Annotated in this window: 18 protein-coding genes; 11 read left to right on the forward strand and 7 right to left on the reverse strand. The window is 60.0% G+C overall.

Annotated elements, in window-relative coordinates; translation table 11 throughout:
* The first annotated feature begins 35 nt into the window (after positions 1 to 35).
* Together ACVWZF_RS02950 and ACVWZF_RS02955 are read left to right on the forward strand one after the other, a co-directional pair.
* Positions 36 to 1,712: an NAD+ synthase gene (locus ACVWZF_RS02950; RefSeq protein ID WP_457410789.1), complete on the forward strand. Its 1,677-nt coding sequence runs from the start codon at positions 36 to 38 to the stop codon at positions 1,710 to 1,712.
* A gap of 134 nt (positions 1,713 to 1,846) precedes the next feature.
* Positions 1,847 to 3,001, forward strand: coding sequence for an RNA-guided endonuclease InsQ/TnpB family protein (locus ACVWZF_RS02955; protein WP_457410791.1), 1,155 nt, complete (start codon positions 1,847 to 1,849; stop codon positions 2,999 to 3,001).
* A 99-nt stretch (positions 3,002 to 3,100) separates the two neighbouring features.
* Here the strand turns inward: ACVWZF_RS02955 and ACVWZF_RS02960 are convergent, their stop codons facing one another.
* Together ACVWZF_RS02960 and ACVWZF_RS02965 are read right to left on the reverse strand one after the other, a co-directional pair.
* Positions 3,101 to 3,253, reverse strand: a complete 153-nt coding sequence (locus tag ACVWZF_RS02960) for a chlorophyll a/b-binding protein (RefSeq protein WP_011429120.1) — start codon at positions 3,251 to 3,253, stop codon at positions 3,101 to 3,103.
* A gap of 116 nt (positions 3,254 to 3,369) precedes the next feature.
* The gene (locus ACVWZF_RS02965) at positions 3,370 to 4,254 is read right to left on the reverse strand and encodes a penicillin-binding transpeptidase domain-containing protein (RefSeq protein ID WP_457410792.1); all 885 of its coding nucleotides are present in this window, start codon (positions 4,252 to 4,254) and stop codon (positions 3,370 to 3,372) included.
* 119 nt (positions 4,255 to 4,373) lie between these two features.
* Between ACVWZF_RS02965 and ACVWZF_RS02970 the strand changes: the two genes are divergently transcribed.
* The 9 genes from ACVWZF_RS02970 (at position 4,374) to carA (ending at position 18,741) form a co-directional block, all read left to right on the forward strand.
* Entirely contained in the window at positions 4,374 to 4,601 is a 228-nt protein-coding gene (locus ACVWZF_RS02970; RefSeq protein WP_414329200.1) for a photosystem I reaction center subunit IV, read from the forward strand.
* A 46-nt stretch (positions 4,602 to 4,647) separates the two neighbouring features.
* Positions 4,648 to 5,517, forward strand: coding sequence for a DNA-formamidopyrimidine glycosylase (locus ACVWZF_RS02975; RefSeq protein WP_457410794.1), 870 nt, complete (start codon positions 4,648 to 4,650; stop codon positions 5,515 to 5,517).
* Between the two features lie 61 nt (positions 5,518 to 5,578).
* Positions 5,579 to 6,181: a pentapeptide repeat-containing protein gene (locus ACVWZF_RS02980; protein WP_457410796.1), complete on the forward strand. Its 603-nt coding sequence runs from the start codon at positions 5,579 to 5,581 to the stop codon at positions 6,179 to 6,181.
* A gap of 104 nt (positions 6,182 to 6,285) precedes the next feature.
* Positions 6,286 to 6,882 carry a response regulator gene (locus ACVWZF_RS02985; RefSeq protein WP_457410798.1) on the forward strand — a complete coding sequence of 199 codons (597 nt, stop codon included), beginning with the start codon at positions 6,286 to 6,288 and terminating at the stop codon, positions 6,880 to 6,882.
* 155 nt (positions 6,883 to 7,037) lie between these two features.
* Positions 7,038 to 14,603 carry a hormogonium polysaccharide biosynthesis protein HpsA gene (gene hpsA / locus ACVWZF_RS02990; RefSeq protein WP_457410800.1) on the forward strand — a complete coding sequence of 2,522 codons (7,566 nt, stop codon included), beginning with the start codon at positions 7,038 to 7,040 and terminating at the stop codon, positions 14,601 to 14,603.
* A 63-nt stretch (positions 14,604 to 14,666) separates the two neighbouring features.
* Positions 14,667 to 15,419 (forward strand): prepilin-type N-terminal cleavage/methylation domain-containing protein, encoded by a 753-nt coding sequence (locus tag ACVWZF_RS02995; RefSeq protein ID WP_457410802.1) that lies wholly within the window; start codon positions 14,667 to 14,669, stop codon positions 15,417 to 15,419.
* A 50-nt stretch (positions 15,420 to 15,469) separates the two neighbouring features.
* Positions 15,470 to 16,582 carry a PulJ/GspJ family protein gene (locus ACVWZF_RS03000; protein ID WP_457410804.1) on the forward strand — a complete coding sequence of 371 codons (1,113 nt, stop codon included), beginning with the start codon at positions 15,470 to 15,472 and terminating at the stop codon, positions 16,580 to 16,582.
* A 52-nt stretch (positions 16,583 to 16,634) separates the two neighbouring features.
* Complete coding sequence (locus tag ACVWZF_RS03005; RefSeq protein ID WP_457410806.1) at positions 16,635 to 17,486, forward strand: pilus assembly FimT family protein; 852 nt, start codon at positions 16,635 to 16,637, stop codon at positions 17,484 to 17,486.
* Between the two features lie 61 nt (positions 17,487 to 17,547).
* A complete protein-coding gene (gene carA / locus ACVWZF_RS03010) occupies positions 17,548 to 18,741 on the forward strand; it encodes a glutamine-hydrolyzing carbamoyl-phosphate synthase small subunit (protein ID WP_457410807.1) in 1,194 nt (397 codons plus the stop codon).
* On the opposite strand, the gene ACVWZF_RS03015 is transcribed toward carA, so the two are convergent.
* From ACVWZF_RS03015 to ACVWZF_RS03035, 5 genes are all read right to left on the reverse strand, one after another.
* Complete coding sequence (locus ACVWZF_RS03015; protein ID WP_457410809.1) at positions 18,730 to 20,265, reverse strand: UDP-N-acetylmuramoyl-L-alanyl-D-glutamate--2,6-diaminopimelate ligase; 1,536 nt, start codon at positions 20,263 to 20,265, stop codon at positions 18,730 to 18,732. The two genes, carA and ACVWZF_RS03015, sit on opposite strands and share 12 nt — an antisense overlap.
* Positions 20,266 to 20,325: 60 nt before the next feature.
* Positions 20,326 to 22,095 (reverse strand): ABC transporter ATP-binding protein, encoded by a 1,770-nt coding sequence (locus tag ACVWZF_RS03020; RefSeq protein ID WP_457394171.1) that lies wholly within the window; start codon positions 22,093 to 22,095, stop codon positions 20,326 to 20,328.
* Between the two features lie 59 nt (positions 22,096 to 22,154).
* A complete protein-coding gene (locus ACVWZF_RS03025) occupies positions 22,155 to 23,333 on the reverse strand; it encodes a 1-deoxy-D-xylulose-5-phosphate reductoisomerase (RefSeq protein WP_457394168.1) in 1,179 nt (392 codons plus the stop codon).
* Between the two features lie 252 nt (positions 23,334 to 23,585).
* Positions 23,586 to 23,879: a hypothetical protein gene (locus tag ACVWZF_RS03030; RefSeq protein WP_011432860.1), complete on the reverse strand. Its 294-nt coding sequence runs from the start codon at positions 23,877 to 23,879 to the stop codon at positions 23,586 to 23,588.
* Positions 23,876 to 24,499, reverse strand: coding sequence for a ParA family protein (locus ACVWZF_RS03035; protein WP_414355822.1), 624 nt, complete (start codon positions 24,497 to 24,499; stop codon positions 23,876 to 23,878). The genes ACVWZF_RS03030 and ACVWZF_RS03035 overlap by 4 nt, the downstream gene beginning before the upstream one ends.
* Between the last annotated feature and the right edge of the window lie 12 nt (positions 24,500 to 24,511).

Consider the following 24,511-nt stretch of genomic DNA (forward strand, 5'->3'; position numbering starts at 1 on the left):
CCACTTATGGTGAGATTTACCATATGGGGGGCAGGGTGAAGGTAGCGCTGTTGCAACTGAACTACATCGTCGGCGATCTAAGCGGAAATGCCGAGCGCATCCGTTCGGCAGTCGAGGCAGTGGCGGCGGCGGGAGCAGAGTTGGCCATCACCTCGGAGCTGGCGTTGCTGGGGTATCCACCTCGCGATTTGTTGCTCTACCCGGCCCTGATCGAGAGAGCGAACCAAGTTTTGCAGCACTTGGCCAGCCGGCTACAGACCAGCATTCCGGTGGTCGTGGGATCCGTGCAGCCCAATCCTCTGCCTGAGGGTCGGCCCCTTTACAATGCTGCTGCCTGGCTGGAGGGGGGCCAGATCCGCCATTGGTTCCAGAAGTCGCTCTTGCCCACCTACGATGTATTCGATGAGGATCGCTATTTTGAGCCGGGATCCCAGCCCCAACCCATCGAGTACCGTGGCCGCCGCCTGGGCTTTACCATTTGTGAAGACATTTGGAACGACCGCGACTTTTGGCAGCACCGCCGCTACCACTGGGATCCGGTGGAAGAGATGGCCCGCTGCGGTGCCGACCTGCTGATTAACCTCTCGGCTTCCCCCTTCAGCCTAGGCAAACAGAAGTTGCGGGTGGAGATGCTGGGATCCCTGGCCCGCAAGCACGCCCTGCCCATTCTCTACGTCAATCAGGTGGGGGGCAATGATGATTTGATCTTCGATGGGGCCAGTTGCGCCGTGGATCGCTGGGGTCGGGTTGTGGCCCAAGCGGCTGCCTTTCAGCCGGATCACCTCATCCTGGATGTGGACGAGTTGACCCAGTCTCCCAACCCAGACCAGAGCCCACCGACCGCGGGATCCCGCTGGCCGACCGAACCGGAAGCTGAGCTGTACGAGGCGTTGGTTTTGGGCACCCGCGATTACGTCAGCAAATGTGGCTTTCGCGAGGTGCTATTGGGCCTGTCGGGAGGGATCGACTCTGCCGTCACTGCTGTGATTGCTGCCGATGCCTTGGGGCCGGAGCGGGTGCTGGGGGTGCTCATGCCCTCTCCCTATTCCAGCCCTGGCAGCCTGACCGACGCCTACCAACTGGCGCAAAACCTGGGGATCCCGACCCTAAAGCTGCCCATTCAGTCCATCATGGAGAGCTACCACCAGCTTTTGGCAGAGCCCTTTGCCGGCCTCCCCCCAGACATCACGGAAGAAAACCTGCAATCTCGCATTCGCGGCACCCTCCTCATGGCCCTTTCCAACAAGTTCGGGCGGCTGCTGCTGACCACAGGCAACAAATCAGAGCTGGCAGTGGGCTACTGCACCATTTACGGGGATATGTCCGGCGGCCTGGCGGTGATTTCCGATGTGCCCAAGACCTGGGTGTACCGCTTGGCTCGCTGGATCAACCGACAGCAGGAGCGGATCCCGCTTGCTACGCTGACCAAGCCCCCCTCAGCGGAATTGCGACCCGGCCAACAAGATAGCGACAGCTTGCCCCCCTACGATTTGCTGGACAAGATCCTGCAGCGGCACATCGAGCAGCATCAATCCGGCCCGGAGTTGGTGGCTCAAGGGTTCGATCCCGACACGGTGCAGCACGTGCTGCGGCTGGTTCAAAAAGCCGAGTTCAAGCGACACCAAGCTCCCCCTGGGCTGCGCATCACCGATCGCGCCTTCGGCACCGGCTGGCGGATGCCAATCGCCAAGCGGCAGGAAGGGATCATCTAATGGAACTAGTGGGATACCCTCACCAAATTTTCGGGCTGGAGGCCCGCACCATAGCCGCAGGCTTGGTGTCGGGAGGAAAGCCCGCCTCCTTATAGGTTTGCTGGTCAAAAGTCTGGATAAACTACAATAAGCCCATGAGCCAGACTATCTCTGTACGTTGCAAGCTGATAGTCCCACAAGAGTTGCGTCAAGAAATTGACCGCACCTTGCAGGGCTTTGCGAATGCTTGCAACCAGATTCTCAATACCGCCAAACAAAAGAACTGCTGGAACACCACCAAGCTGCACCACTTGGTCTATCGACCGGTAAGAGCAGCAACGGGGCTGAAAGCCAACCACGTCTGTCAGGCGCTCCGCCGGGTGATTAGTAACGCCAAGGCGGTGAAGCAAGTCCACAAGTTCCGCCCCACCAGTCTGACTTTGGACGCTCGTACTTTTAAGTACCGAGAGTCCGACCAAGCCGTGGGCGTGACCCTGATGAGCGGACGGGTTTGGCTCAAGCTCAAGATTGGCGGTTATCAAATCGCTTTGCTGCGGGGGCAAACACCCACCAGTGCTACTCTGTCCAAGACCAAGCAAGGGGAGTACTACATCAACATTGCGGTTGAGTTGGACACTCCCCCGACTGGCAAGACTCCCAAGGTAATCGGAGTTGACTTGGGCAGGCGGGATATCGCCACCGCTAGCAACGGACGCTCTTGGGGTGGAGAACACATCCAGGCCGTCCGTGACCGGTTCAGCCGTGTACGCGCCAAGGTTCAATCCAAACGCACTCGCAGCTCTAGGAGGCTGTTGAGAAGGCTCTCTGGGAGAGAACGGCGCTACCAGACATGGCTGAACCACAACATCAGCAAAACCTTGGTCAGGGATGCCCAGGCTATTGGTGCGGCACTGGCTTTTGAAGACTTGACAGGCATCAGAGATTGCTTGAATCAGAAGTCTCGAAGTAAGGCTGAGCGGCGCAGGACTAACAACTGGGCGTTCTACCAGCTCAGGATGTTTGTAGCCTACAAGGCTGCCATTGCTGGAGTGCCTGTGGTGCTGGTGCCGCCTGCCTACACCAGTCAGACCTGCCACAAATGCCTGCACATCCACCCTGAGCGGGGTAAGTCCTACCGCAATGGTAAGTCGTTCAAGTGTGGGCATTGTGGGTGGGAAGGGGATGCTGACCATAACGCTGCTCAGGTGATCTCTCTCCTTGGGGCGACTGTAAACTCGCCTGAAATTCCGAAACTTAGCTGTCCTCTGGGTCAGCTAGGGATTGGGATAAAGCCCGCACCCTGCGCATAGCGCGGGTGTCGGGTAGTTTACGCTTCCTGCTCAATACAATAAAGGGCCTGCAAGCCAGCAGACCCAAGGAAAAGCCAAAAGGCGGTAAGTTGAGGTCTCTTAGATCAGGCCCAGCCAGGAAGCAACGCCTTGGCCCGTCACCGCTTCGATGACAATGGCCAACACGAAGCCAATCATGGCAGCCCGACCGTTGAGGCGCTCTGCATACTCGTTAAAGCCAAACTTGGGCTCAGACAAATTGGGATTAGACATGAGAACCTCCAGGGTAGATGGGAACGATGGCGAGTGGGATCCGTAAAGAACGAAAACGAGAACGGCACTTGACCTTCAGTATAGTTTGCATTTCTTCATGATCGCAAGCAAGGTGGTCACCCGCTGCCGATGGCGGCGATGATCTGCCGCGCCAGGGGAATGGCCGCCTCATAGGCTTTGCCCTGATGCAGGTGCAGCACCAGCGTCCAGTTGGGATCCGGCAGGGGCCAAAAGGCCAGCAACCAGGCTTGAAAATCTTCTGCCCAGAGAATTGGTCGTCCTCGTCGTTGAGGATTGAGGATGGTGCCAGACTTGGCTGCCACTGGGATCCCTTCTGGGGCAATGCCGCGACAGGTGCCCGCTGTTGCCGCCAGGCTCATGCCAGCATGGAGAGCCTCCCAAATCCACTCCGGTAAAGAGAGGGCAGGCAGAGAGACCTCGCCAGAAAGGGGTACACCTCGGCGGGCAATCACGCCCCCATAAACCAACAGCTCCCAGGGATCCACCGGCCCAGCCAGACCGGTCGCCAAGAGCGGAGCCGGAGTTGTATTCTGCACACTCCCTAGGCCGAAGCGCCGCAGCCACTCCACCAGGGTATCGGCCCCCAGCTCCCAGCCCAACTGGTAAAAATGCACGTTGCAAGAGTGGGCCAGGGCCTGGCGCAAGTTCAAGGTTCCATGTCCGCGGGGATCCCAGCAGGGTAGCCGGCCCAACCCCAATTGCGGCGGCGGATCCCACCAACCCGGGCAGTGGATCAAGCGCTCGCCGGAGCTGATCCCGGTCTGCAGAGCAGCAGCGGCAACGGCACACTTGACGGTTGAGCCAGGGCTGGCCCTGATTCTGGAAGCCTGCTCCGGCTGCCAAACCCTTGTTAAACGACCGGTGTTCAGGTTGAGGACGGCGGCAAAATCGCGCGGATGGGGCAGCCCTGCAGATTTCCCCTGCAAGCCCCAGGTCAAAGCAGAACCCAATAGCCAGGCTCCACAGGTGCGACGGTTCATCTGCTGTTGGCCCCGAAAACCCAGCCAGACAAAAGCGGATCCCTGTTACAAAAATTCGGAAATCGCAGCCTTCTCACGGACTAGGGTAATCTGAGTTCAGGTCAATGGAGATAACCCTCATGGCAATTCAGCGTGGTGCCAAAGTCCGTGTGCTGCGGAAAGAATCCTACTGGTACCGGGATGTGGGAACGGTTGCAGCGGTGGATACCAGCGGCATTCTCTATCCGGTGATCGTTCGTTTCGACAAGATCAACTACTACAACATCAACACCAACAACTTCCGCGAAGATGAGCTGGAAGTGTTGGAAGCTCCCAAGGCCAAGGCCAAAGCCGCTCCGGCCAGCTAAGCCAAAGTTCTGATGCCGGGGACTGTGTTCTTGAGCAAGTCGTTCTGTGCCTGAACTGCCGGAAGTTGAAACAGTTCGGCAAGATTTGCAACGCCTCACCTTGGGGCCGCGGATACTTGCGGTGGAGGTGCTCCTGGCCCGCACCATTGCCTACCCTGCAGGGGAGATGTTTGGGCGGAGCTTGATTGGCACCCGTTTTACCCAGTGGCAGCGGCGAGGAAAGTATCTCCTGGGATCCCTGGATTCGAGAGCTGTTCTGGGCGTGCATCTGCGCATGACCGGGCAGTTGCTCTGGGTGCAGGGATCCACCCCTTTATCAGCTCACACTCGTGTTCGTTTGGCCTTCGAGGAAGGGTGGAACTTGCGCTTTGTGGATCAGCGCACCTTTGGCCAGATGTGGCTGGTGCCCGCCGGTGTTGAGCTGGAGGCGGTGATCCCCACCCTGCAGACTTTGGGGCCGGAGCCCTTTTCGCCAGCTTTTTCTGAGGCCTATTTCCAGGCTGCCCTGCAGAAGAGTCGCCGTCTTATTAAAACCGCGCTGCTGGATCAATCGCTGGTAGCCGGGGTGGGCAACATTTACGCCGACGAAGCCCTGTTTCTGAGCGGCATTCACCCTTTGACGCCAGCAGTTCAGCTTTCGGATGTGGCCAAGGCACGCCTGCGAGAAGCTTTGATCGAGGTGTTACGGGCCGGGCTGGAGCAGCGGGGCACCACCTTGCGGGATTACCGGGATCTGCGTGGGCTCAACGGCAACTATCAAGGGCAAGCGTGGGTGTACGGTCGGGAAGGGGATCCCTGTCGCCTCTGTGGCACCCCAATTCAGCGGATGAAGCTGGCAGGTCGGTCGGCCCATTTTTGCCCCCACTGCCAGCCACTCAAAACCCCCCTCTCCCTTGGGGAGAGGGGTTGGGGGTGAGGGGGAGCGCTTGGGCTCCGGAGCAGCTACCATCGCCAGTGCAGGGGATCCGGTGAAAAGAATGGCATGGCTCCGGTTCACAAAGCTCTGGGGTGGGGCGAGTTTGCTCGGCTGGGTGGTCTTCCCAGGGGCTGCGGCCTTTGCCCAACTGGAGTTGGATGCCCAACTGGGCCGCTCCCAAATTGTTTCTCCCAGCAAAGATTGCCCCGCCTGCAACCTAACGGGGGCAGAACTGCCGGGAGCTGACCTCAGGGGGGCCAACCTAAAAGAAGCGATCCTCAGACAGGCCAATCTCCAAGCTGCCGACCTCTCCCAAGCAATCCTCAATCTGGCCGATTTGAGAGGGGCCAATCTGAGTGGCTCAGCTCAGGCAGGGGCTTTCTTGTGGGAAGCCGATCTGGCGCAGGCCAACCTGCAGCAGACAGATCTGACGGGTGCCAATCTGCAGGTGGCCAACTTAAGCGGGGCCGACTTGCGTCGAGCCATCCTCACCGGCGCCGACCTCACAGGGGCCAAGTTACACAATGCCGATCTGCGGGGGGCCGACCTGCGAGGCGCTTTTCTGGAGGGGGCGGATCTGACCGGCGCCCTGTACAATGCCCAAACCCGGCTGGATCCCACCTTTGACCCCCAGGCCCGCGGCATGGTCTTGGTGAAGCCATAACCCCCCTCTCCCCAAGGGAGAGGGGCTGGGGGTGAGGGCGCTTTATTTGGGATCCCCCCTTGGGCAGATTAAAACCAGCACCCCCTCGGCTGGGATCCCCTGCCATGACTTCCCCTGTCCGCGTTCTCATTGCCGACGATCATCCCCTCTTCCGGCTGGGGCTGAAGTTTGCCCTGCAAGCCCAAGGATTTGAGGTGGTGGCCGAAGCCGAGACGGGATCCCAGGCCGTCAACTGTTGTCGCAGTTGCCCCATCGACGTAGCCATTTTGGATGTGCGCATGCCGGATGGGGATGGGATCGCCGCCTGCCAGCAAATCACCGAGCTGGGCCTGCCGGTGGTGGTGGTGATGATGACCACCTTTCAGGAGCCGGGTCTGATTGAGGCAGCCCGCCGCGCCGGGGCCAAAGGCTACCTTTCCAAAGAGACCGACCCGGCGGAATTGGCCCGCGTCATCCGTCAGATTTTGTCCAACCCCGAACGAGACTGGCTGCCTGCCCGACAGGAGCTGCCCAAGCTCACCCCCCGCGAGCTGTGTGTGCTGCAACTGATGAAAGAGGGCCTGGCCAACAAGCAGATTGCCCGCCGCCTGGGCCTGAGCATCGAAACTGTCAAAGAATACGCCAGCACCGCCTACCGCAAGCTGGATGCCAGCGACCGCGTCACCGCCCTCCTCAAGGCGCAACAACTGGGGATTTTGTGAAAGGATATTGAGGATTCTTAAGAATCTTGCAGAGAGGGGGCTGGCAGCTCCCCCCAGCGGTGGGGATGTCCGAAACTCCGGATCCCTTGCATACTGTTGCTATCTTGGCATCTGCCCAAGTGCCCCTTCTCACCTGCGTTATCTGAGATACGGCCATGTCTGCTCCTTCCCCGCTGCTGCTCAAGCTCACCCTGCGCTTGCTCGCCTCTTTGAAAGCACGGGTGGATCGGCGCAAGATCCGAGAGCGGGGCTTTGTCCTGCCGGTGGCTGTTTTGATCGTGCTGGTCTTGAGCTTGGTGACGGTAGGGCTGCTGACCCGCTCTACCCAGCGCACCATCCAAACCCAGGTGGAACGGGCGGAGCTGACCATCAGCCGGCAACTGAATGCTGCCATCGACCGGGCCAGGGCCAAGATTGACAACCTGATTCGGGATCGCCGCCTGCCCAACAGTGCCCCCACCGATGCCCAATTCACCTCTGCGCTGCTCAACGATGGCGCATTGGTGCCTGCAGAGCCCTCGGATCCCTATACCCTTCCCGATGAGCGGCGCTTTTTGCTGAACTACAGCGCCCTTGTTCGGGATCCCCAGAATCGGAGCCAGGGAATTGAAGTGCAGCGGCAAGCCCCAGTCTGGTGGTTCTTGGTGGATACCGACAACAACGGGATCGACGACTCCGTTACCGCCTACACCATTCTGTACAACCGCCGAGCGCCGGTTACGGGGCAAAGGAACCTCCAGGACTTTGAGGAAAACATTTCCGATACTGAGCGGGCGCGGCGACTGGTGATCCGCGGTGGGCCACTGCAGGGTTCGGCCTTGGCGGGGTGTACCGATTCTCCGGCTGAACAGACGGTCAACCCCAACGTGGGGGACTGGTTCCAGGTGGGCTCATCTTTGCAAAAGCCCTTTCAGGTCTATGCAGTTACTCTTCCCATTGAGGGGGCCGACTCCACCACCCGCGCCGTTTCGGCTCTGCAGTTTCAGCAAGATCGGCGGCGGGATCTGCTGAACAAGTGGGGAATTTTCAACCGCGGCGACGTGGAGTTTTTCTTTACTCCTGGCTACAACTGGAACGGTGCTATCTACGCAGGCGGTAGCCTTTTCTTCCGGAACACTGCCAACAACTTGTTCCGGGCTTTCGCCATCAGCTCGGAGCAATCCTGCTTCTACATGCCCGCTGACAACTCTGAGATCACTGCCTTTGGAGAGCTGGTGGCAGGGGCCATTGGCTACGCCGGCCAGCAGGTGAGCGATACTCTGATTTTCGATGTTCACTCTGACCAGAAAGACGTAGCGCCACAGGTGCTGGCTCGGTTGAACAACCAAAATTTTGACTCGGTGCAGAACCAGGTAGAGCCAGAAAATGTGGCGCTGGATCCGCTGGAGCTACAGCTTTTTGGTCGCATTCGCACCCGCGGAACCTACGCCCAAGATGTAGCAGGATGGGCAAATTCTCCTCTCAACGCCAAAAAGAGAAAGAGGGAGGACCCTGACGCCCAAGAGAGGGAGAACCCTGGCCGGATTAAAGCTGGCGGCTTTCGGTCCGACCAGGCCTGCCCGCCCTACGTGGACGATGTGTATCGGGCCGACAACCGCTTTGGCCCCAAGGCCAGCTATGACCGTCCACCGGTCGAACCTAACCAGCAGAGGGGCTGCGACGTGGACACCTTTGCTCAGAGGTTTGGTGTCAATGCCGGTAGCCCGATTCCTGCTGATGCCAGGAACAACCAGAATGAGTCTTTGACCGAGGACAACCCACCCCCAGGCGCCCTTTCCGAGGTGGGCTTGGATGGCTATTGGGAGCGGCGGGCACGCGTGGAGGGCTTGCGGGTGATCGTGGGGCAGCGGCTGGAGCTAACCCGCACCGATTCTTTGCCTTTGCCTTTGGTGCCCACCGGGAATGCGGATGATCCCACCAAGTTACAGGCCATTTTCATCAGCAACGAGGCGCGGCAACGGCTAACGCTACGGGATAACCCAGCGGCAGTGCAGGCCACGGCCGTTTACCACTACAGCCATGAGCAGGGGCGCTTTCCCATTGCCTGCTTGGCCACGGTGGCTCACCCCGGCACTCCCTGGAGCTTGCAGCGGGCTTCCACCTTCCCTACCGGCGACCAGCGCACTCAACTGGGCATCAACTTCTTTACCGGAGAGGGCACCAACGTTTGGGAGTATGACCCCGAGCCGATGCGGGAGCAACTGCGGCCTGGCACTCCTTTGTGGACAGCGCTCACCAACCTGGCCAATTTTGCCGGCGATCCCGATGGGGCCTATCCACCCAAGCAAGAAGCGGGCCGCATTCACCCGGATCCGTTTATTACGGCTTTTGGCAACTTCTCCGAGCTGCGGCGGGCGATTGGGCAGGCGATTGATCTGGTCAACCGAGGCACTCCCGCTGACCAAGTGACTGACCAACTGAGCCTAGCCGACCAAACCACGCTGCAAACGGCAGGCTGCATGTTGGGCATGCTGGCCGATAACATCCTGCGCATTCGGGATGCCGCCACTGCCAGCAATCCTGATCCCACAGCTCAAATCCTTTGGAACGACATCCAAGCCAGCCGAGCTGGGAACCGAGAAGCAGCCAACCGGTTTTATCTGCCGCTGCGCTACATTTTCCCTCTGCAGCCCTTCCACCACAGCGTGCCCCCCAACCCCAACGATCCCCTTGAAGATGAGCGGAGGCGGGCCTACCCCTTCTTACAGGGGCCAGTAACCTATCAAGCCGTGGTGGATCTGGAATCCATGAGGCTGAGGCCCCGGGCCACCATTGACCAGTGGACTTTGCCCCATGCCCCAGCCAATTGCACTGCTGCTGGCCCCAATAGCAACCAATTTGATCTCATTCGGATTGGCAACCAGTGTCGTCGCGTGCCCTTCAAAGATTCCGTCTTCTACGATGGCCGCGAGGCGATGGCGGTGCGGGCCCTCAACATCGACCTGGCCCTGCTGACCAACAACGTCAACGGACAGGCCAGGGGGTTGATTAACGGGGACACTTGGCTGCCTGCCGGCATTGGCGAGAACCGAGAAGGGGGGATTTTCTACGCCTTCCGGGAAGATGCCGTGCGGGAAGATGCCATTGCCCGCCCACCCTTGGGCACTTTTGATAGCTACCTGACCAACTGGCGCAACGCAAACGCCCGCGGCACTTTGGGCAGCGCTGGCGTTATGAACGCCGGTCAGCCGAATCGAGGCACGGCCAATGGCCAAACGGTCTGGGATCCCCCTGTTTCCAATCCAGGTGGACTCAGCCCCAAACCGGTGGACTACTATGCCGATCCGGATCGGCGGCCCTACGGCTTCCGGCTGCGCAACGGGGCGGTGCTGGCCCGCGGCGGGTTCAACCCTGATGACGCGATTTTTGGCCTCTCCTTCGTTTCCGACAACCCCGTTTACATCCAAGGGGACTTTAACCTGCATCAGACGAGGAACGGGCACCAGCTGGAGGAGTTCACAACTCGCCTTGCCTTCGGAGCAGACGGCCTCTACAGCAACTTCTACGGGCGGCTGCGGGCCAATGAAGATCGGCGCTTTGCCCGGGCGGCGGAGGATCTCTGGCGGCCTAGCGACGTGTTGGGCGACTCGGTGAACATCCTCTCTGCCGATTTCTGCGATGGCAGCATTGATGATGCCTTTGTCCAGGATGGCACCCTCAATGGCGGCGGCGTTAACTACAACCCCGGGCAGGACTACGACGGTGGGCGGGCATCAGCCCCTCGGCGGTGGGATTACTACGGCTGTCTCAGTAAGAACGGCAGGGATAACCTGGGACTCAACACCTCCTTCCTCAACCAGGCCCTGGTAATCCGCGGCAACAACTGGCCGGCTCCGGATCCCAACAGAGATGGTGCTGGGGTTCTGCGCTTCGACAACACCAACGGGGCGCAGAATTTGGGCAACCACGTGCGGCGGCCAGGCTGGCCAGAGGTGTTTGCCCGCGACACCATCTTTGCTCGCCGAGGTAGCACCGATAGAAACTCCAATGAAGCCGACTGGACAGCAGGCGGTGGCGTGCCGGAGGTGCGACTTCTGCGGGCACCCGACAGGGGCTCACCCGATCTCAGGAATCCAGGCTATGCCGACTTTGGAGTGCGCATCTCGGCTCTAGGCAACCCGGTGTTGGATACCTCCCGCTGGCTGCTGATAGCTTCCCTCCAGCCTTGCCGACCGCCTGAAATGGAAGGAGGCGGTGGCCTGTTGGCCGAGTACTACAACGGCTGGATAACCAGCCCGCAGAACCAGTACAACCGCAACACAGGGTTTGGGAACACCGGAGCCGTAGGCCCCCTGCCTTCGAGAGCTCAAGAGGCCAACCTGCCCTACTTGCGGGCGGTGCGCTGGCCGGATCCAATCTATCCTGCTCAAGATTGGCAGATCGGCTCCTTCATGAAAGAAGAGGATCAAGGAGGGCCAACCTGCAACACCTCAGGCGGCTGGGGCAGCTCAGCCGGCTCGCGATGGGCCTGTATTCGCGATGCTTTAAAAACCGATGGTTCCGTTGTTTCCGGCTGGGATCCCCCTAGAGATCCACCTGGAAAAGGCTTTGCCTTCTGGGAAGACGGTGGCCATCCCGATCTCCCGCCTTGGGGTGGGTTCTACTACCTGTTTGCCAACCAGGACTACCTGATCACCAACTCCCCCTTCCTTTCGTGGAATACTCAACCCGACTTTCCCAAGGCTGGCTTTTTGTGGATGCCAAGATGCAGTGAGCCGGATACGTCTCAACCTCCCGCTGATGCTCTAGACATAGACAGGGGCAACATAGGCTTCTGGCGCTCCTGCTGGCGGCGCAGAGAGAAGTCATGGGGAAGTGGCAACAAGTATGGTAATGACTTTTTTGTAGTGCGCTGGGTAGGGGAGCTGTATCCCCGTTGGCCGGGTGTTGCCACCTACAACCTCAACACCGACGATGGGGGCCGACTCATCATTCGCAGAAACCCCAACTACACTCCTAACCCAGATGAGGAAAAGCCAGCTTTTGGAGGCTTCTATCTCAATGCGGGCACTCGTCTAGAACATCTGCCGGAGGATAAGGCTGTTGGTGTCGAAGCTTGGTCGGATAGCGCCGATAACCGTGTGAGTTTCCGGCTGGAGCTGCAGTGCGTTACCGACTACACTCGGCCTTCTCCCTACCTGGTGGAGATTCAGGCCTACGAGAACATGGGCAATGCCTTCGTCCGCTTTACAACCCAGGGAGACGGGCAGCCGCTGGAAAACTATGACCTTCGCTACCTGAAGCCGCTGAAGCCGGTCAACCAACCTTGCCAGCCGGATCCAATCAAGGGTAGCGAGCTCGATGAGAGTAAAGATCCCTATCAGCGCTCCTGCGCAGAACCCCTTAACTGCAATCCCATCTGGACAGGCTGGAGTCCTGCATGTAGAACCGACATCTGTGTGGCCACCACCATCACCCAAACCAGAACGGCCACCTTGCCTGCCGGTTGCCCTGGCACTCCGCCAACGCCGCAAACTCGGACGATCCGCTGCGACCCTCAGTACAACTACGGGCCTTGGTCAGATTGGACGCCTCAGTGTACCCCGCAGCAGCAGTGTAGCGGCACCAGCATCACCCAAACCCGCACCCGCACAGTAACCCCGCTCTGTCGCAGCCAAAGCCCCTTCACCGAAACCGAAACCCAAACCATCACCTGCAAGCCTCCAGATGCTAGCTGCGGTGCTTGGTCTAAATGGACTCCTGAGTGTACGGTGGCCAACGGCGGCACCAAAGTCACCCAAACTCGCAGCCGCACCTGCACAGTGGCAGCTTGCGGAACCAGCTACACCGAGACGCAATCCGAGACGGTTACTTGCCCGCAGATTTGCAACTACGACTGGGGGCCTTGGTCACCGGCCAGTTGCAATGAGGTCAAGATCGACTGCGGCACAACCGAAACCTTTACCCAAACCCGAACGGGCACCCTCATCGACAGCACCAGCAGCCCCACCTGCTCGCCCAATGCAACGCAGACCCAACCTTTGACCTGTCGAGGGCGTCCCTGCGGGCCCAGCACCTTTGCCCCAGAAACGCCCTCCAAGAGCCCCTTGGGCGAGTGGATGGCAGCCAAGCCCAACACGGTGGAGCTGCGCCCCATTCAGGCAGTCGAGGCCGATCCGGAGCCGGAGACCATCAGCGTGAATACGGTGGCCGCGGCTCCTGCTGAAGGCGTAACCATTGCCCTGCAGCCGCAGCTTTCCCCGGTGCTGGAGGTGAAAGCCGGGGTGCCCAAGCCACCCAAGTGGCCCAACCCTGCCGAGGCTCTGCAGGCGGCCTTCAATTGGATGTTTGGCGAACCGGCCTATGCTGCCCGCGAGGGCTTGGTGAGAGGTGGCGTTCTCTCCGAGATCGTTTCTCAACCCAACCGCGAGCCCGGCATCCGCCCGGCTATCAAGGGAGAGGCTCTAGAAGACCCGTTTACAAAGGGAACCGAGGGAACCGACCTCTGGCTCTGGGCCCGAGCGCTGAGGCGCAAATTACTTAGGGAAGATCTGACGGTGGGCTGCCCCTCGGAGGAGGAAGGCCCAGATTCCAAAGGCGGCTTCTGGGTGCCCGGAGTGTTTCGCCCCAACTTCAACACCACCTTCAAGTACACCGCCTACACCGGTGACAGCCGACCCAGCACGTTGCGCATCAAAGACTGGAACGGAGACGGCAAACTGAACTTCTGGGACAAAAACGACAACGGCGTTCGCGACTCCGACGAGCCTTGGGATGTTGTTTTGGATCGGGATCCGCTGTTTGCGGAGAAGAATCCTGCCAATCCCAATAACAATCCCAATAAACTGCTGGTTCAGCCCCAGATGGCGTTGAACCCCTATGCTTGGGTAAACGAAGGTGACACTCAGAACTACTCCCCAAGCTCCAACTATCGTGGCGGTTACTACATTGACACCAAGGGGAGCGAAGATATCCGCAATGGCCTGTGCTTCTACGTCAGGGTGGGCTCTGACTCGGGCACCAAGAGGGTTCAAATCCAGATCGATCGCAACGGTTCCACAATGACCGACAGCGATTTCCCCAGCGATACCGCCGCTTTTGCTTGGGTGGATGTGGAGCCGTTCACCCTGGACCTGAACAAGGCTCCCACTGGCTTTGCCGGCGAAAACCCGGTGCTGGGGGTAATCCTGGATGAGGTGACCCGGCGGCCCATTCCCATTCCCCGCTTCCAAGAGCTGGCCTCAACCGATGTGAACCAGCGCCGCCGCAACGACGATGGCAGCCAAAACCGGCAGCTGCAGCCGGCCAGGGAAACGCGGGTGAATGCCACTGCCATCAGCGGCACCCTGCCCTCGCGGCTAGACCAAACTGCCGGCGGCATGCACAACTTCCTGCGTCTCAACGAGCTGTGGAGAAATACCAACCTCTTCTTCAGCGGCTCGATGATCCAGCTCAACTACAGCACCTATGCCACCGGCCCCTTCCTGCAGCAGAGCTTTGAGCCGCCCAACTTGGTTACGGGCTCGGCCCTCACGCGGGGCTACGACTACTACTACCCACCCAATCGCCGCTTCGGCTACGATGTGGGCCTGCAAATTGCCCGTCGTCCCAGCGCGGTGTCGGCTCGCTTCCAATTCCCCTCCAATGCCCGCACTGAGTTCTTGCGGGAGTTGGATCCTCAGGATCCATATGTGCGGCGGCTGCGCTGCGGGCTGCAAGCTCAGCCAGATGTGCCCCTGCAGGCGGCTGCTCGGATTGGAGGCTGTAATGAGTTCAACTGATATCGACTCCCCAAGCCAGGGGTAGATTCAAGGTAGGAGCAGAGTGGGCTAAGGGAGGGATCGATGAGCAAAGGACGGCTTTGGCGGCAACAAGAAACAGGGGGCTTTACCCTCATTGAGGTCTTGGCGTCGGTGGTCATTGTGGCTTTGGCTATGGCCGCTCTTGCTCCTGCTCTCACCCTGATCGCCTACCGGCGGGCCATGACGGAGCGGATAGAAGTGGCCAATCAACTGGCCCGAGCCGAGGTAGATCGCATTCGCACTCTGGTTGACCTGGAACTGGCCGCCAACCCAGCTGCTTTCCAGAACCCGGCTCAGTTGGCTCGTCTGCCCAGGATTGGAGCAAGCCCCTTGGCCAATACCCCGCCTCCTGCTGATATGGACAACCCCGGCCCCAACTACTCCATTCGCCTGGCCGAAGTGCGGTTGCCGGGGCGAAACCCCGAGGTCTATGTCATCCAAACCTTTCGGGATAGGGGCGGGGAATGCATTGACCGACGCAACAACACCGTCATCTCAGGGGTTCCCTGCTCCTTCTTTTTGGGGGTGAGGGTGTACCACCGCTTTTCCTTCAACCCAACCACTCGACAGGCTCTTCCTGGCCTGCGCGCTGAGACGGTCTCCGCCAATCAGAACTTGGCCAATGCCGATGTGTGGCTCTTTCCCATGGCCAGCTCGATTGTGGAAGTCAACCTGGCCGCCAATTTGGGGGATGTTTGCCGGGCCATTTTGGCCGACGTTCAAGCTAGGGGTGGGATCCCGACCAACAACTGCAATGCCTTCCCGCTGCCCAGCCCAAGTCCTACCTCGCTTTGAAGCGACGGGTAAGCTCCTCCTGCAGGCTCACAAAAAGGTGGTGTTTTCCTATGTTCAAGGTTTTTCGCCACAGGGTTTACCAGAGTGCGGGGTTTACCCTCATCGAGCTTTTGGTGTCGCTGGTGGTAGCCTCGATCTTTCTGCTGGCCACCGGCATGATCGTTATCGAAACCATGCGGGTGGATCGGGAAGAGACGGGGCGCACTCAGGTGCAGGCGGAGCTGACCCAGGCCATGCAGTATATCCAGCAGGATCTGGCGGAGGCGCTTTACATCTACAACGATGCGGAACAGCCCAACGGAGACGGAACGCCAGATCTCATCCAAAGGCTTTACACCCCCGGCTGGATTCGCCGCCCCGATGGAGCCATTCCAGTGGTCGCCTTTTGGAAGCTGAATCCGATCCCACGCGATTGCTATCAAGGCCCTCCGACCTTGCAACAAATTCGAGAAGGCCGAGTAACTTTGAAGGAGAGACCTACGGGTATTTCCGAAGCTGACTGGGATAACATCCGCAGCCGCCGCAACATCTATACCTTGGTTGTGTACTACTTGCAACGTAACTACAACAACGCCGGTAACCCAGACGGCAGCACCCCCTGGGAGGGCAATGCGCGCATTGCTAGGTTTGAGTTGCAACCTTTTAATGATACATGCATTGAGCGCAGCCCATTCTTCAGGGTTGATCCCGATCCATATCGGCAAGGCTTCCTTGACTGGCCCGCTGAGAAGGATCTTCAAGATCTCGAGCAGAGGGGGACACCCCAGGAACCCATTGCCGCGGCAGGCAATCGAGGCCCTCGTCTTGTAACTCTGGTCTCCAATATCTTTAGCAGCCGGCAGGGCAGCCCGCAGGTTGCACCCGCTTGCCCGCAGGGCTATGCCTTTGGTGGCGGCAAGCCCAACGGCGTCACCTTCCCAGGGCTGGGAGATAACCAAAACGACGTGGGCTTCTATGTCTGCGTGCGGCAAAGCGTCGGCGCTGACCGACCGCAGGATGTGATCATCAACATCACCGCCACGGCCATGGAGCGGGCCAACCCTGGCCTTTTCCGTCGCTACATCCGAAATGCCACCAGCGTTGATGCGGAGCAGGTGTCGCGGTATCTGACGACAATGCAAACTCAGGTGTTGGCCCGTGGTGTGTTTAATCGTCAAGCCTAGTCAAGCCTATGTGACTTATTCGGAGGGGGGATTCCTACCTATGTTGGCCTCGATGAGCAGATTCAGACGGACTGCACCTGCCCAGATGAAGGGCTTTACCCTGGTAGAACTCTTAGCGGTCACCGTCATCATCGGCATCTTGGCCGCGCTAGCCGTTCCCTCTGGGATCAATATCTGGGCGCGGATCCAGCTTGATGATGCGCAAAACAAGGTAGAGCGGGCTTTGCGCACCGCCCGCACCAATGCCAGGGCTTCTCTCTTGGGCCGAGCTTGGGTGGTGAGGGTGGACAATTCGGAGCCGAATGTACCGACTCTGGTTATTCAAGATGAGCAGGGCCTTTGCGATGAACCCACCCCCTGTCAGCGGGTGCGCCTGAATAATTTTGTAACCGTCAACAGTATCTTCCCTGGTGAAGTGACATCCACTTTAATTGCCATACCAGAGCGGTCAACTTTAATTGCCATACCAGAGCGGTCAGTGGAGGTTATGCGGTCAGTGGAGGTTGAGGTTATAGAGAACGCCCCCACCTTCGCCAACGGGGGGGCAGTTTTTGAATCCGATGGCCGCGCCCGTCAACTGGATCGCTTTGTGGTCAGCAGCCCTGATGAAGTGACATCCACTTTAATTGCCATACCAGAGCGGTCAACTTTAATTGCCATACCAGAGCGGTCAGTGGAGGTTATGCAGTCAGTGGAGGTTGAGGTTATAGAGAACGCCCCCACCTTCGCCAACGGGGGGGCAGTTTTTGAATCCGATGGCCGCGCCCGTCAACTGGGTCGCTTTGTAGTTAGCAGCACCTACTCTCAGGGAGAAAACCGCTGCGTGGTGGTGAGCACCTTGATAGGCACTATCCGCAAGGACAACGACCCGGCTTGTGCAAGTAGAACAGATGCAGAAGACTAGCCAGGCTTGCAACCTTCTTGAAAGAGGGTAGGATGGTCAGGCCGATGTTTTTGGGTGGAGCATGGCTTCTCCTTCCCTGATCCCTCAGGAAAAAACTTTCCCTTGGCAAACTCGTCAGCCTGCTTTGCTGGTGCTGGCGGATGGCACTTCCTTTGCCGGTTGGTCTTTTGGGGCGCCGGGCACGGCGGTGGGCGAGGTGGTGTTTAACACGGGCATGACCGGCTACCAGGAGGTGATCACCGATCCCAGCTACCGGGGGCAGATCATTACTTTCACCTGCCCTGAGCTGGGAAATACCGGAGTGAATGAGCTGGACGAAGAATCGGCTCGGCCCCAAGTCGCGGGGGTGATTGCCCGCAATGTATCGCGCTTGGCCAGCTCCTGGCGGGCTACATCCACCCTCCCCGAATACCTGCAACGATATGGGATCCCGGCCATTGCTGGGGTAGATACGCGGGCTTTGGCACGGCGGCTGCGCTCTCAGGGGGTGATGAACGGGGCCCTTTCCACGGAGACTTTGGATCCCCAGGTTTTGTTGGAGCGGGTGCGCCAAGCTCCTTCCATGCAGGGGTTGAGCTTGGTGGCGGAAGTTACTACTCCCCAACCCTACGAGTGGCTGGAGCCTACGCCTGCCGATTGGGACTATGGCCGCAGCCAAGGGATCCCAGTGCCGGAGCCGCCCCTGCGGGTGGTGGCCCTGGATTTCGGCGTTAAGCGCAACATTCTGCGCCGCCTTACCCGCTATGGCTGTCGCGTCATGGTGTTGCCGGCCAATGCCAGCCCGGAGCAGATTTTGAGTTACAACCCCGATGGGATCTTCCTCTCCAATGGGCCAGGGGATCCCGCCGCTGAGACGACTGCCATCCGCACCACGCAAGCGCTGCTGCAAACCGGGAAGCCCCTATTTGGGATCTGCCTGGGCCATCAGATTCTCAGTTTGGCCCTAGGGGGATCCACCTACAAGCTCAAGTTTGGCCACCGCGGCCTCAACCACCCTTGCGGGTTGGAGAAGCAAGTGGAGATCACCAGCCAGAACCACGGATTTGCGGTGGATGCCGCTTCGATCCCCGCCGATGGGGTGGTAATCACCTACCTCAACTTGAATGACCACACCGTAGCCGGGATCCGCCACCGTCACCTGCCCCTGTTTTCCGTGCAGTATCACCCGGAAGCCAGCCCCGGCCCTCATGATGCCGATCACCTCTTCCGGGAGTTTGTGGAGCTAATGCTGCAGCACCGCCGTTTAGCGGGATAGATGGGCTAGACGCAGAGCAAGGGCCTCGCGCGCTTCTTCCCGGTCGTCAAAGTGAATCTTCTCAGTGCCTAGGATCTGGTAGTCTTCGTGGCCTTTACCGGCAATGACCACCGTATCCCCTGGCTGAGCTTCGAGGATGGCTAGACGAATGGCCTGCCGCCGATCCACCTCCACGGCCCAGGGGAATCCAGGGATCCCAGCCAAGATATCCTGCAAGATCCGCTGCGGATCTTCAGTGCGCGGGTTATCTGAGGTCACGATCACCTGATCTGCCCAGGTGGCGGCAATGCGGCCCATCTGCGGGCGCTTACCCCGGTCGCGATCTCCACCACAGCCAAAGACGCAGATCAGCCGGCCTTGAACTTGCGGGCGCAGCGCCTTGAGCAGGTTTTCCAGCCCATCGGGGGTGTGGGCATAGTCCACGATTACCGTGATGTCCTGCCCTGGCAGGCTCACCCGCTCCATTCGCCCCGGTACTCCGGGAAAACGGGGCAAGGCCGACTGGATGGCCTCAGGGGGGATCCCCAAGTGCAGCGCTACCCCTACCGCCGCCAGCAGGTTGGCCAGGTTGAAGGATCCCACCAGGGGGGCTGCCACGGCAAAGGCGCCAGAGGGGGTGTGCAGGGTCGCCTGTAAGCCGTTGGGGTGCAATTGAACGTTGCTGGGCCAGAGGCCAGGGATCCCCTGCAGGGGCTGCAGCGAGTAGGCCCAGGGCTGCAGATCGGGCCGAATGGCTTGCAAGAGCCGCCGTCCCCCAGCATCGTCGGCGTTGATCACCGCCCGCCCTTGGAGATACTCCTGTCGGAAGAGGGTGGCTTTGGCCTGCCAGTAGTTCTCCATGCTGCCGTGGAAATCCAGGTGATCCTGGGTGAGGTTGGTCCAGACGGCAGCGGCAAAGGAACACCCCCACACTCGATCTTGAGCGAGAGCATGGGAGCTCACCTCCATCACCGCCACCTCCGCCCCGGCTCTCTGGGCTTCCCTGAGGCTGCGCTGCAGTTCAGGCGGAAAAAGGGTGGTGTGGGGAGCAACTTCGCTGTGGCCCGGCCAGCGGTTGTACAGAGTGCCCAGCAAAGCCGCGGAGCGACCGGCAGCCTGCACCAAATGTTCGATTAAGTGGGTGGTGGTGGTTTTGCCGTTGGTGCCCGTCACCCCCACCAAGGTCAGTTGACGGGCGGGAAACCCATAGAAAGCTGCCGCCACCTGGGCCACGGCCTTGGGGAGAGCCTCGCGCGGCATAAGCAGGATAGGCTGCTGCGACAGCAACTCCTGAGAAGACAAGCTCTCCCACGCCTCCTGGGAGATCAGGGCGGCCACTGCCCCTGCCGCCAGGGCCTGGGCCACGAAGCAACCCCCATCCACGCGGGATCCCGGCATCCCCAAGAAGAGATCCCCCGGCTGTACCTGGCGAGAGTCGGCACAGAGGCCCCAGACCTGCACCCCCTCCAGGGATCCCTGGGCCAATTGAGGCTGGATCCCAGCTTGGTGGAGCAATTTGGACAAAGTGATCCCAGCAGTTTCCATCGTTGCCACTCCCCACAGCTTTGCCGGTTAGGGTAGCGGCCAGGGATTGCCGCCGTCAAATTAGGCCAGGGCTTCCTCCAGCTTTTGCTTGGCCCACAGAGAAGCGTAGAGGCCCTTCTCGTCCGCCAGCAATTCGGCATGGGATCCCTTCTGCACAAGGCGGCCCTGGTCCATCACCCAAATCTGATCGGCCTCCACCGCAGCCGTAAGGCGATGGGTGATGAAGATCACCGTTTTCTGGGCCGTGACCCGACGCAGATGGCGAAGAATGGCCTGAGCCGTCTGATTGTCCACGCTGGAGAGAGAGTCATCCAGGATCAAGATGGGAGCATCCACCAGTAAAGCCCGAGCCAAGGCCACCCGCTGTCGCTGGCCACCGGAGAGGGTAATGCCCCGCTCTCCCACCAGAGTGTCGTAGCCCTTGGGAAAGTTGAGGATCTCGGCGTGGATGTGGGCGGCTTTGGCAGCCCATTCCACCTCCCAATCTTCGGCATCCGGCTTGCCGTAGCGAATGTTATCCCGGACCGTGGCGCTGAACAGGAAGCTCTCCTGGGGCACATAGGCAATGGCCCGGCGCAGGGATCCCAGTTGAATCTGGGTGATATCCTGCCCATCCAAAAACAGTTGCCCCGGCTGGATCTCCAGCAGCCGAAGAAGGGCATTGGCCAGAGTGGACTTGCCCGCCCCAATCGGCCCCACCACCGCCACCATCTGGCCCGGTTCTATGCAAAAGTGCAAATCCTCTAGAGCCGGAGCTGCCGCAGGGCCGGCGAAGGCAAACGCGAGACCTCTGGCCTCGAGGCGACCCTGCACCCTCTCCAGAGACAACGGCAAAGCGCCTGGGGCGTCTCGGATGGTGGGTTCTACCCCCAACAGAGCATCGATCCGCTCCAAGCTGACCTGCCCCCGCTGGTAGGCCGTGATGGTGAAGCCCAGCAGGGCGGTGGGAAATACCAACCGTTCCACGTAGAGGGTGAGGGCCGAAAAATCCCCGATGGTCAGCGTCCCTGCCGCAATCTGCGGCCCCCCCACCGCCAGCAGTAGCAACAAACTGAGGCTGACCAGCGCCACCAAAGAAGGGAAAAGCAAGTTGCGAGTGAGGGCCAAGCGCAAATTGGCCTGCAGCAGCCGCTGGTTCTGGCGGCGAAACTCCCGCTGCTCGTGCTGTTCCTGGCTGTACACCTTGATCAGGGCAATGCCGTTCAGGTCCTCTTGAATGAGATCGCTCAGATCCGCCAACTCCTGCTGCACCTGGAGCTGCTCCTGCTGCAGGCGGTTGCTGCTCAACTTCACCAGCACCAACATCACCGGAAACACCGACAGCGCCAAGGTGCTCAGACGGGGCTCGATGCCAAACATGGCGGGCAAGGTGGTGGCATAGGCAAAGATCGTGTTGGCCAAATTGAGTAGGGCGAACCCCAACAGGCGGCGGATGTTTTCCACATCGCTGGTGATGCAGGTGAGAATGTCCCCGATGGTCTGCTGGGCAAAGTAGGAAGGCTGCAGGGTGAGCAAATGCTCGAAGATGGCTTGCTTGAGGTGAAACTCCACCTGCCGTCCCACCCCAAACATCCACACCCGCGAGGCAATGCGAATGCCCATCATCAGGCTGGAGACGACCAGCACCGTTAGGGCGTAAAGGGCAATGCGCCGGGCCGACAAAGTGGCCAGGTTCTGGCTCAGGTCATCGATGACCAGCTTGACGTACCAGGGCAGGAACACCCCCAGGCCATTGACCAGGAGCAGGGATCCAATGCCCAACCCCACCTGTCGTCGATAGGGGCGCAGATAATGGGCCAACTGTCGGAGATGGGATCCCGATCCGGTCACTCACTTGCTCCCTGCATCCTCTTCCACTCTAGCGTTCAGCCGGATCCCCCCGGTAGGGATCAGGCCAGAACCTGAGCCGGGGCTTGCTGGGCCAGTTGCGCCGTTTCCCGCCGTGCCCAGGCATCTGCCTGCAAAATGTCCTCCAGGCTGGGATCGGCAATGACTTGATGCCGCTCACAAACCCGCTCCAAGAGACGGGGAATATCCAAAAAACGGATGCGCTCCTGCAAGAACAGGGCTACCGCCACTTCATTGGCTGCATTCAACACTGCCGGCAGCGTCCCCCCCCTCCGCCCGGCGGCATAGGCCAACTCCATGCAAGGATACTTGCGGTGATCCGGAGCCTTAAAGGTGAGGGATCCCAGCTTGACCAAATCGAGGGGATCCCAGGGGGTGGCCAGGCGTTCCGGCCAACTGAGGCCGTAGAGGATGGGCAGGTGCATGTCCGGCCAGCCCAACTGGGCCAGAACCGAGGTATCGGCCAGCTCGATCAGGGAGTGGACAATGCTCTGCGGGTGGATGAGGATGTCGATGTGGTCGTAGTCCAGGCCGAAGAGCCAGTGGGCCTCGATCACCTCCAGGCCCTTGTTCATTAGGGTAGCCGAGTCGATGGTGATTTTGCGCCCCATCACCCAATTGGGATGCTTGAGGGCATCGGCCAGGGTGACCTGATCCAATTTTTCGGCAGGCCAATCCCGAAAGGCGCCACCCGAGGCAGTCAACAGGATTCTTCGCAGGGATCCCGCCGGCACCCCCTGCAAACATTGGAAAATGGCCGAATGCTCAGAATCGACGGGGATCAGGTTCACCCCATACTCGCGCACCAGGGGCAGCACCACCGGCCCCCCTGCCACCAGGGTTTCTTTGTTGGCCAGGGCAATGTCTTTGCCGGCACGGATGGCCGCCAGGGTTGGCAATAAACCGGCGCAGCCGACGATCCCCGTCACCACCCGCTGGGCCGCCGGGTGAGCCGCCACCTGACACAGCCCCTCCGTTCCGGCCACCAACTCCGGCAGCGGTCGGATCCCCGTCAGCAGCGACCGCAGCTCCGGCAGCAGCTCCTCCCGGCCAATGGCAACCATCTGGGGCCGAAACCGCCGCACCTGCTCGGCCAAGAGGGCAACGTTGCTGTAGCTGGTCAGGCCAACAACCTGAAAACGCTCCGGATACTGGGCCACCAAGTCCAGAGTTTGGGTGCCAATCGAGCCGGTGGAGCCGAGCAAGGTGATGGCTTGCATAAAGGATCCCTTTACCCCTGAAAGAGCGTGAAGTCCTCCCAACGCAGACTTCCCCTCGCGCAACTTGCCCAAGGACTCCGTCCCGCTATTGCGAACGGCCCCACCTCGCGTTCGGGGATCCCTGCCTCACGCCCCTTCATCTTATTCTTATCTGGTTCTGATCTGGAATCTGTGGGCTCCCTCCGATCCCCGACAGCGGGATCCCTGAGCGGCTGTGGGGTCCGCGATGCCCCCCTTCCCCAGATTTTGGTTTCAAACCTTTCCCGACTGAGAACGCAGCCACTGGCTGAGCAGCGCCTCGATCAGCTCCGAAAGATCTTGATCCGATTCCAACAGGATGCGCTTCACGGCTCGGTGAGTCTCTTTGGGGATGTAGGCCGTCAATTTGACGTACTCAGAGCTGTTGGGCTTGGCGCCTGCTTCCGGTTGCTCGAGGGTCGGCTTGGGTTCTGGAATCTTGTAGGCTTGGGCGCTCAGCTTTTTCGGGGCGGGTCGGGCCGGGATCCCCTCTGGCTGCCGGTCGAGAAGGCGCTCAAACTTGCTCATGACGAGATTTCCTCCCCCACAGCAACGTAGTCTGACCAAGCTTGTTTGGCTCTCGGCTCTGGGATCTCGTGAACACAGACCCCCTCCAGAGCAGCCCGTTGAAAAGCCACCGTGCGGCGAATGGAATGGTGGCAGAGAGGAATCCCGACTTGCTTGAGAAAGTTGCGGGCCTCCGCTCCATCTCGGTTGGGCCAGGGGGGAACCAGCGTCAGCAAGACCTTGTAGTGCTTTGCCCCCAACCGGTCTAGGGCCTTGGCGGTCAGCATCAAGGCATCTAGAGCCAAGGCATCCGGGGAACAGGGCAAAAGCAGCAGATCACACCGCTGCGCCAGAGCGTGTAACTGTTCCGGGGTGGGACGGGCAGGGGTGTCAATCACCGTGTGCTGAAAGCCTGTGGGCGTGGGAGTGGTGGGATCCCCGGCCAATACCTTGATAGGAAAGGATGATCCCCGTTCTGCCCAGCGAGAGGCCGAGCGATTGGGATCGGCGTCGATCAACAGGGCCATCCCCGACCCACCCAAAGGGGCTGCCCCTTGTTTTTGCTGAAGGTAGAGGGCCAGGTGTACCGCCGTGGTGGTTTTGCCCACGCCCCCTTTGAACCCCAAGACCGCGATATTCATCTGCCACACACC

It is taken from the genome of Thermostichus sp. OS-CIW-30 (genome assembly GCF_054060215.1).

Coding starts and splice junctions, on each gene's coding strand:
- carA (WP_457410807.1), top strand. CDS start 17,548: ATGGCTTCTCCTTCCCTGATCCCTCAGGAAAAAACTTTCCCTTGGCAA.
- ACVWZF_RS02960 (WP_011429120.1), bottom strand. CDS start 3,253: ATGTCTAATCCCAATTTGTCTGAGCCCAAGTTTGGCTTTAACGAGTAT.
- ACVWZF_RS02965 (WP_457410792.1), bottom strand. CDS start 4,254: ATGAACCGTCGCACCTGTGGAGCCTGGCTATTGGGTTCTGCTTTGACC.
- ACVWZF_RS02955 (WP_457410791.1), top strand. CDS start 1,847: ATGAGCCAGACTATCTCTGTACGTTGCAAGCTGATAGTCCCACAAGAG.
- hpsA (WP_457410800.1), top strand. CDS start 7,038: ATGTCTGCTCCTTCCCCGCTGCTGCTCAAGCTCACCCTGCGCTTGCTC.
- ACVWZF_RS03015 (WP_457410809.1), bottom strand. CDS start 20,265: ATGGAAACTGCTGGGATCACTTTGTCCAAATTGCTCCACCAAGCTGGG.
- ACVWZF_RS03035 (WP_414355822.1), bottom strand. CDS start 24,499: ATGAATATCGCGGTCTTGGGGTTCAAAGGGGGCGTGGGCAAAACCACC.
- ACVWZF_RS03030 (WP_011432860.1), bottom strand. CDS start 23,879: ATGAGCAAGTTTGAGCGCCTTCTCGACCGGCAGCCAGAGGGGATCCCG.
- ACVWZF_RS03025 (WP_457394168.1), bottom strand. CDS start 23,333: ATGCAAGCCATCACCTTGCTCGGCTCCACCGGCTCGATTGGCACCCAA.
- ACVWZF_RS03005 (WP_457410806.1), top strand. CDS start 16,635: ATGAGCAGATTCAGACGGACTGCACCTGCCCAGATGAAGGGCTTTACC.
- ACVWZF_RS02985 (WP_457410798.1), top strand. CDS start 6,286: ATGACTTCCCCTGTCCGCGTTCTCATTGCCGACGATCATCCCCTCTTC.
- ACVWZF_RS03000 (WP_457410804.1), top strand. CDS start 15,470: ATGTTCAAGGTTTTTCGCCACAGGGTTTACCAGAGTGCGGGGTTTACC.
- ACVWZF_RS02995 (WP_457410802.1), top strand. CDS start 14,667: ATGAGCAAAGGACGGCTTTGGCGGCAACAAGAAACAGGGGGCTTTACC.
- ACVWZF_RS02980 (WP_457410796.1), top strand. CDS start 5,579: ATGGCATGGCTCCGGTTCACAAAGCTCTGGGGTGGGGCGAGTTTGCTC.
- ACVWZF_RS02970 (WP_414329200.1), top strand. CDS start 4,374: ATGGCAATTCAGCGTGGTGCCAAAGTCCGTGTGCTGCGGAAAGAATCC.